General features: G+C 43.7%; 7 protein-coding genes and 1 pseudogene. 7 read left to right on the top strand and 1 reads right to left on the bottom strand.

Going from position 1 to position 8,221, the window contains the following annotated elements:
• Window positions 1-666: 666 nt before the first annotated feature.
• The 7 genes and pseudogenes from BLQ17_RS21165 (at window position 667) to BLQ17_RS21140 (ending at window position 7,644) form a co-directional block, all read left to right on the top strand.
• Complete coding sequence (locus tag BLQ17_RS21165) at window positions 667-945, top strand: hypothetical protein (RefSeq protein ID WP_092226182.1); 279 nt, start codon at window positions 667-669, stop codon at window positions 943-945.
• A gap of 11 nt (window positions 946-956) precedes the next feature.
• Window positions 957-2,834, top strand: a complete 1,878-nt coding sequence (locus BLQ17_RS21160; protein ID WP_092226180.1) for an aldehyde ferredoxin oxidoreductase family protein — start codon at window positions 957-959, stop codon at window positions 2,832-2,834.
• Window positions 2,835-2,948: 114 nt separating this feature from the next.
• Window positions 2,949-3,107 (top strand): annotated as a pseudogene (locus BLQ17_RS23795) (hypothetical protein); the annotation flags it as partial.
• 96 nt (window positions 3,108-3,203) lie between these two features.
• Window positions 3,204-4,091, top strand: coding sequence for a dihydrodipicolinate synthase family protein (locus BLQ17_RS21155; protein ID WP_092226178.1), 888 nt, complete (start codon window positions 3,204-3,206; stop codon window positions 4,089-4,091).
• A gap of 31 nt (window positions 4,092-4,122) precedes the next feature.
• Window positions 4,123-4,902: an NAD(P)-binding domain-containing protein gene (locus tag BLQ17_RS21150; RefSeq protein ID WP_092226176.1), complete on the top strand. Its 780-nt coding sequence runs from the start codon at window positions 4,123-4,125 to the stop codon at window positions 4,900-4,902.
• A 258-nt stretch (window positions 4,903-5,160) separates the two neighbouring features.
• The gene (locus BLQ17_RS21145) at window positions 5,161-6,549 is read left to right on the top strand and encodes a D-serine ammonia-lyase (protein ID WP_092226173.1); all 1,389 of its coding nucleotides are present in this window, start codon (window positions 5,161-5,163) and stop codon (window positions 6,547-6,549) included.
• A 168-nt stretch (window positions 6,550-6,717) separates the two neighbouring features.
• Entirely contained in the window at window positions 6,718-7,644 is a 927-nt protein-coding gene (locus BLQ17_RS21140) for a DMT family transporter (protein ID WP_092226170.1), read from the top strand.
• Here BLQ17_RS21140 and BLQ17_RS21135 read toward each other — a convergent pair.
• Window positions 7,641-8,221 (bottom strand): AAA-type ATPase lid domain-containing protein (locus tag BLQ17_RS21135; protein ID WP_143005596.1); only part of this gene is annotated, 581 nt, incomplete at its 5' end. The genes BLQ17_RS21140 and BLQ17_RS21135 overlap by 4 nt on opposite strands.

Raw genomic sequence — 8,221 nt, 5'->3', positions numbered from 1 at the left:
TACAGGCCAAACGTTCATAATGAACTATAGGGTAAAAGTCGGCAGTCACAAGTCAGACTCATCAGGAGGAACACATGGAAACCATTCATTACATAGGACTTGACGTCCTCAAAAAAACGGTATGTTACTGTGTGAAAACTTACCAAGGGGAGACCATTGATCAAGGCACTGTTTTTGCCACGAGGCCAGCTTTGCACTGGAGTGGTTGAGTGATTTGGCGGTCATATCAACCTTCATCATGTCATGTCTATTATTCAAACCAAGACAGTCCTTGGGTACTCGTTTGCCGGATGAACCTCATTAATTGGTAGTTAAGACGGCATTGAAAACCCCTATTGATAGTGTTGCAAATAGCTACAGGGAAAACGTGTCTTTATTGGTCGGAATACAACATGTTGCTCACGATAGTGTCTTGATTCGCTACACCATATAGACGAAATTATCATATACTGTACCATTATGCAATAAACTGCTAGGAAGATGATTCGATAAATTATTTGCAAAACTAGAAAACGACAAAATATAGATATTTATTTCAATATGATAGGTAGTTTATTTACAGGGAGGGGTGGGTTTTGGCATAAAATTTGTATAAAATGATTCTGGTTGCATCATTTTGGCTAAATATGAACATCGCGAATTAGAAAGTTACAGTTGGAGGGATTATTGAAAGTAAACATTGAACCTATTGGGATTATGAAAAATTATTTCCCTCTACCTCGTATTGAAATCACCTTGCGGGAGTCTGCGACGCTTGCTGACTTGTTCAACGAGGTCGGCGTATCACTAGGAGATAAATTGGCTGATGCCATTTGGAATCGAGAGAAAAGCAGATTCAGAGGACCGGTATTACTTTGGTCAAATGGCGAACTCATTAAAGATGATGCTACTCAGCTACATGATGGTCAGAAAATTGAATTAAGACGTTATTTAGTAGGCGGATAAAGGAGGTGTTCATGAATGGATATGCTGGATTTTTATTACGTGTTGATCTGAGTTCTGGAGTGTGTACGAAGGAGTCTCTAGATAAAGATACACTTCGTAAATTTGTTGGCGGTGCAGGTTATGCGGCTGACCTCCTTTACAAAGAAATAGGCCCTGGTATTGATCCACTCGGGCCCGAAAACAAAATTGTTTTTGCGACTAGCCCATTATCGGAAAATCCGGTTACTGGTGGGGGGAGTGTCATTTTATGTTTCAAGTCCCCACTGACTAATGGATGGGGTGAAACTAGGTGTGGAAGTGATTTTGGGCCTAATCTTAGAAGGGCCGGTTTCGATTTTGTCGTTATAGAGGGCAAATCAGATGGCCCGGTGTTCCTTGAGATAATTAACGGGACTGCATTATTAAGGGATGCTACTGATATTGTTGGGAAGGACGTATATGAAAAAACAGATTGGGCCGAAGCTCGCTTGCCGGCTGAGATCAAAAACAAATCTGTCATGACCATCGGCCAAGCTGGAGAGCATCGAGTTCTTTTTGCTTCTGTTATGAGCCGGGATCGAGCAGCGGGTCGTTGCGGCGGCGGCGCTGTCATGGGATCCAAAAATTTACTTGCTATTGCTGTTTGTGGAGATCTGAAAATTAAAAAAGCTGATCAAACAGCTTATCAGAAAGCTGTAAAAGAGGCGCTTTCTACGGTTAAATCAAATGAATTGTGTGCTGGCCTCAACGAATTCGGCACCGTGGGAGATTTGGCTGCAAACGATCAGGATGGGGACTGGCCGACAAAGAACTGGCGATCAAACAGCTGGGGCAATGGCGCAAAATTGTTTGATCATTTTCAGGAATCAAATCTGGTGCACCCCAGTCAGTGTTACAAAGGATGCCCTATTGGTTGCGGACGGATATGCGAAGTTAAAGACGGCCCTTATAAAACTCCAGTACATGAAGGCGGAGAGTATGAATCTCTAACCGTATTTACTTCGTACACCGTGAATGACGATATGGATCTTGCTGTGTACTGTGACTATCTCTGCAACAAATGGGGGATTGATACAATATCCGCAGGCGCGATGATCGCATTTCTCATGGATTGCTCTGAACATGGTCTTTTGACTGATATTGACACTGAGGGGCTTGATCTACGATGGGAAAATTCTTCTATCATGCCTCAACTGCTAGAAAAGATAGCTTTTAGGGACGGTATCGGAGATCTGCTTGCAAATGGTGTTAAAAGAGCCGCTGAGAGAATAGGGAATGGTGCTCAAAAACTCGCTATTCATGTAAAAGGGCTTGAAGGTCCTGCCCATGATCCACGTTCTGGAAAATTGCTTGGAATAGCATATGGAACGGCCAATCGCGGTATGTGCCACATCCATCCTCTGGAAGGAATGGCGTATGACAGAGGCAAACTTGACTGGGGCATGGGTCATTACGGTGCTCGAAACCCTAAGATTTTGGATCGTTGGGATGAAGCGGGAAAAGGAAAGGATTGCGCTATATTGCAGAACGGGATGATCCTTCCTGATATTCTCAGTACCTGTAAGTTTATGAGTTATGCTGGTATTACTCCCGAACACTGGGCAAACATTCTGCAAGCAAGCACCGGGTGGGATGTTGATGGGTATGAACTGGTCCGACTAGGTGAACGTGTGGTTAATCTCCAACGCTTGTTCAATATTCGGGAAGGATTTAGCCGGGAAGATGACATGTTGCCCGATAGACTTTTGGCTGGACCAGAGTTTGGTCCCTATGAAGGTAATCAAGATTGTGTGATCAGCAATTACGAAGCGCTTCTGGACGAATACTACATTGCTAGGGGGTGGGATATAAAAACGGGAACTCCTTCCCGAGAGAAATTAAGTGAGTTGGAATTGGCGGATTATCAATAGCTCAGGACTTATCTTATATATAAGAACCAAGTGATCCCAATGTTATGTCAGGAATATCCTTGACCCAATCGTCATCGGCGCAAGCCGATTTTGGCATAATTTTTATTAAAACAGGAGGGTATTTTGATCAAGTGTAGGCATGATACGACAGGAGTATCTACCACATTGGTTGAATGCGAAATGGTCCAGTTAGAAGAGTCACCAACCAAAATTATTCTCGACGCCCCTGTCGGCATCATTGAAATAGTTGTACATACGTTGAGTGTTACGTGACCTTGCAAGCTAAGGCAGTGAATAATCTAAATCCGGCTCTCTTTGGCGATGCATGAGTTTTATTCTATTAAATAAATTTAACATGGGAGTAGTGATATGAAAGAACTTAAAGGAACCATGGTGGTTATGGTTACTCCATTTACTGAAGATGGACGATTTGATGAACAAGGTTTCCGATCAAACATAGATTGGTATATTGCTGAGGGTATCCATGGGTTGATCTGTACTGGTAGTACAAGTGAGTTCGCCAATATGGACATTGAGGAAATTCACCGCTGTATTGACGTGACTGTTGACCAAGCTGGAGGCCGAGTGCCAGTGATGGCTGGTACTGCTGCGAATACAACCAAGAAAACGATTGAGTTGACTCAATATGCACAGCATGCTGGTGCTGATGCAGCTTTGATTGTAAGTCCATTTTATGGACTGCCAAACCAAGATGAACTTTATGAACATTTTAAAGCAATAGGAGAAAATACAGATATCTCGATCATGATTTACAATAATCCTTGGTACAGTGGCGTTGATATATTGCCCGAAACCGTTGCCAAAATCGCAGGAAGTCCGAATATCAAATATATAAAAGAAAGTACCGGAGACATTCGCCGGGTGCATGAAATCCAGCGCTTGTGTGGAAACGATATTGATGTTTGGTGCGGCTGGGAAGATCTTGCCTATGAATGTTTTCTTATGGATTGCGGAGGTTGGGTATGCCCGACAGCGAATCTTTTGCCGGCAAAATGTGCCAAGCTATTTAATTTGGCACAAGATGGCAAATATAAGGAAGCGAAACAATGTTACTTCGAACTTTTAGTTTTTTTAAATTACCTCGAGGCAGGTGATTTACTTGCCAAAGTTAAATCGGGCTTGAATCTTCTCAGACATAGCGGGGGAATTCCACGAAGACCTTTCTTGCCTCTTGCCGAAAAAAACATCGCTGAACTCAAATGCATGTTGGTAGAGGCAGGGGTATTGTCAACGTGAGGTAAATATCTTTCTTCAAAGGAGGCTATGAATGAATCTTGGTTTTATAGGTGTTGGGAACATCGGCAAAGCTATAATAACAGGTTTATGTACGTGTCCTACACCGCCGGGGAAAATTTTAATTTATGATGTAGATGAAGCGAAATGTTTGTCGATTGCTAAACATCACAAACAGGTTGAAATTGCTCTGGATAACCAAGACCTGTTGGACCGGGTAGATTGTGTTTTCCTATGTGTTATTCCACAAATAGCACCACAGGTATTGCTTCCACTTAATTTTCGCGAGGACCTCTTAGTAATTTCCGTTATTGCCATCAGGCCAACTAAGGAAATTGGAGAATATGTTGCCCCTGCCAAGATTCTCATTCGTGCGGTACCACTACCGTCCATCGCTTATCAGGTCGGGCCATTAATATATTATCCTGATAATGATACGGTTGCTGAGTTGTTCGCCCGCACCGCACGAGCAATACCAGTAGAAAGCGAAAGTGATTTGATAATTCTTTCTGCAATTACCGGACTCATTGCTCCTTACTATTCACTGGTAAATGCGTTAAGCGGTTGGGCTGCTTCAGCGGGAATCGATAAGGACATCGCCATTCAATACACTCTAGGTATGTTTGACGTATTAAATTATCAGGCTATGAAGCATGAAGCAACCCTTGATGAATTATCAGCGGAAGCCGCAACTTTCGGAGGCTTGAATGACCAGGCCTTACGTGAATTAAAGAGACACAAGGCATTTGATCCGTTCGTAAATGCTTTGGACCTGTTGCTACAACGTTTGGGATTGGAGGCCAATCAACGCTGAGCGTTGGAGGTTGTTTCATGCTTATGGCGCAAATAGATCCAATCACGTTAATCGCAAATGTGAAGCGGCCTAACAGAACCTGCGAAGATTTGCGATCTTGGCGATTTTTGTTATTGGATGTGTTTTTGTATAAACAACTTGGCAATTGCTGAGAGTTCCTGGATACCATTTATTGTTATCTTCCTTGCCGTGGAAACAGAAGAGATGAATTTTACTGGCTTATTATTATGTGTAAATATATGGTTAGGAGAATGAATAATGATCAGCAATAGAGTAATATTAGACACCAAAAATAGGATCGCTAAAATTAGAAAAAAAGAAAGTGATTTTTTTTTAAATACAAAACTGATCCCTTTTGGGGAGAAACTGATGTGTCAGGCATTTAATACCAAAGATATTCAAAGAGTGGAAAACCTGATGCAAAGATTTGCGCCATTGCTCGCCCAGTTGTTTCCTGAACTTGAGTCCACTGCAGGAATAATAGAGTCTCCCCTTGTTGAAATGAGAAAAGAGCCAAAATCACTTTCTCCTCGCTGCCAAAAGGGAAACTTTTGGCTTAAGTGTGATCACACATTACCTGTTGCTGGATCGATTAAAGCTCGTGGAGGTATCTATGAAGTGTTGGTGCATGCCGAAAACTTGGCAATAAACTTAGGATTACTAAAAGAATCTGATGACTATTCTGTTTTTAATACCCCAGCCATAAAGAAAGTACTTGGGCAGTATACCGTTGCGGTAGGCAGTACTGGTAATCTCGGCCTTAGTATCGGTGTTATGGCAAGCGCATTAGGCTTTAATACTTGCGTTCACATGTCCTCTGAAGCCAAAGAGTGGAAAAAAGAGCGATTGAGAAAATGTGGTGTTACTGTGGTTGAGCACAAATCGGATTATTGCGGGGCTGTTCAAGCTGGACGTGACATGGCATTACGAGACGATAAAGTGTATTTTGTTGATGATGAGAATTCCGAACAACTGTTTTTGGGTTACAGCGTTTCTGCAATTAGATTGGGTAAACAACTATCTGAAAACGGGATCAAAGTAGATGACGACCACCCTCTATTTGTTTACCTGCCTTGTGGAGTTGGAGGAGCTCCTGGAGGAATTACATTCGGGCTAAAGCAATATTTTGGTGATAATGTTCATTGTTTCTTTGCTGAGCCGATTGAGGCACCTTGCATGACACTTGCAATGCTGCATAACTTCGAAGATTTTCCATCAGTGGACAAGTTTGGATTGATGATCAATACAGAAGCAGACGGCCTTGCTGTTGGTAAAGCTTCCAGGCTCGTGGGATCGCTCATTGCTGAAATTTTATCAGGATGCTACACCGTGACAGACGAAGATTTGCTTCTTGGGTTGTATGATTTAAAGAATGAGGAAGGTATTTCTGTGGAACCTTCTGCGGCGGCTGGATATCTTGGCCCAAGAATGCTATGTGGTGCAGAGGAAGGTATTTTGTATCTTCAACAGAATAATCTATTAGATAATATGAAAAATGCCAACCATATCATATGGACAACAGGTGGAGTTTTTGTGCCTGAAAAAGAGTATGCAAGTTTCTATGAACAAGCTAGAATAATTGCAGCTAATAAGTGTCATTATGATGATAATGAAAGGTTCGGATTGATATTACAAAAACAATTATAATATTTTCTTAAAGAAGATTTGCAGGGTGACGGGTGATAGCATGTTATCAATCCGGCGGGCTTTTTCATCAGCCACAACACACACTAACTGTCTGATTTTAAATGATTTTAAAGTTACAAATTTAACCTAAATGCCCACCGGATTAATACTACTTTTCTGGTACCATATATGTCACATATCCAAGCTGTCTGCCTGATGACTTTGGCCACTCTGCTCGCTTCTTCGGGAGGGGTAGTTACCCGCCACCTTGAGGCGGACGCCAGTTTTGAAGTCACATTTTGGCGAAGTGCTTTTAGCGCGCTGGCTCTCGCCCTGATACTGACTATCATTCGCGGTCCTGCACTGTGGCGCTGCCTGTTTCGCTCTCCAGCTGTCCTCTGGCTTTCCGGAATCTGCTGGGCCACAAGTTTCACTGCTTTCATGGTTGCCATGACCTTGACGTCGGTGGCAAACGTGTTGATCACCATGGCAATCGGACCGCTGATCACCGCGCTTTTCGTCAGATTTTTTCTCCACCACAATTTACCTCCAGCCACCTGGCTGGCCATAGTCGCCGCAGGTCTAGGAATTGCCTGGATGTTTATGGGAAAAGGGGAGGCCAACCTCTCAGTGATCGGTACCTTGGTGGCGATGGGGGTACCGTTCGCCACTGCGGTCAATTTCACCGTGCTGCAAAAAGTCGGGATGGACCGGCTGAAGGCAATCACCCCGGGCGGTAAGCCGGTCCAGGACATGCTGCCGGCGGTGTTGGTCGGCGCCGTGCTTTCTGCCGTAATAACATCGCCGCTGTCCTGGCCTTTTCAGGCATCAGTCCACGACCTGCGCCTGCTGGGAATGCTTGGTGTGGTACAGCTGGCTTTGCCCTGCCTTCTGATGGTACGATTGGCCAGGGAGCTGCCTGCTCCGGAAATTTCCCTGTTGTCACTGCTTGAAGTGATTTTCGGTGTGACATGGGCCTGGCTGTGGACTAATGAGCCTCTTTCGGTCCACACCTTGCAAGGTGGCACGCTGGTAATCGCAGCCTTGGTGGTCAACGAATTGGCACGGCTCATGCGTCAAAATAGGCAAATGCGGAAAGCCAAAATGCAAATCTAGATTGAAGAACCCAAACTGCATTTTTTGATATTCCTGTAAAGGGTGCTTCTCGCGATACCTAAGCTTCTTGCGGTTTTGCTAATATTGCCATTATGGGTTCGCAAAGCCTTCTCAATCAGTTGCGTTTGATTTTCTACCATAGTACCGAGGTTTCTGTTTGTTGCTGTTGGGCATTTCGCCACATATTCCGGGAAGTGTGACTCATTGAGTTCGTTGCTGGTTGTAAGTAACAGCGCACGTTCACACAAGTTTTCCAACTCTCGGACATTTCCTGGCCAGGAATAACTCTGAATGGCTTCCAGGAGTTTCTCGGAAATTGCGGGCACCGGAATTCCAAGATTATGGCAATGCCTTCGTACTATGAATTTGGTTAATGTAACAATATCATCCGGACGCTCTCTGAGCGGGGGGATTTCAATCTCTATTACGGCCAGACGATAATATAGATCTTCCCTGAAATCTCCTGCCTTAACCGCATCTAATAATTTTACATTGGTTGCAGCAATAACCCGGGCTGTTATGGGGATTGGCTGTTGATCGCCAATACGTACAATTTCCTGCTGTTGTAACGCCCTTA

Origin of the sequence: Desulforhopalus singaporensis, from assembly GCF_900104445.1 — a bacterium.
GTDB lineage: Bacteria > Desulfobacterota > Desulfobulbia > Desulfobulbales > Desulfocapsaceae > Desulforhopalus_A > Desulforhopalus_A singaporensis.
This window is presented reverse-complemented; position numbering and strand designations above follow the sequence as displayed.

What these genes read in the sequence shown, in the direction of transcription:
- BLQ17_RS21145 (WP_092226173.1), top strand. Translation starts at nt 5,161, where the DNA reads ATGATCAGCAATAGAGTAATATTAGACACCAAAAATAGGATCGCTAAA.
- BLQ17_RS21155 (WP_092226178.1), top strand. Translation starts at nt 3,204, where the DNA reads ATGAAAGAACTTAAAGGAACCATGGTGGTTATGGTTACTCCATTTACT.
- BLQ17_RS21160 (WP_092226180.1), top strand. Translation starts at nt 957, where the DNA reads ATGAATGGATATGCTGGATTTTTATTACGTGTTGATCTGAGTTCTGGA.
- BLQ17_RS21140 (WP_092226170.1), top strand. Translation starts at nt 6,718, where the DNA reads ATGTCACATATCCAAGCTGTCTGCCTGATGACTTTGGCCACTCTGCTC.
- BLQ17_RS21150 (WP_092226176.1), top strand. Translation starts at nt 4,123, where the DNA reads ATGAATCTTGGTTTTATAGGTGTTGGGAACATCGGCAAAGCTATAATA.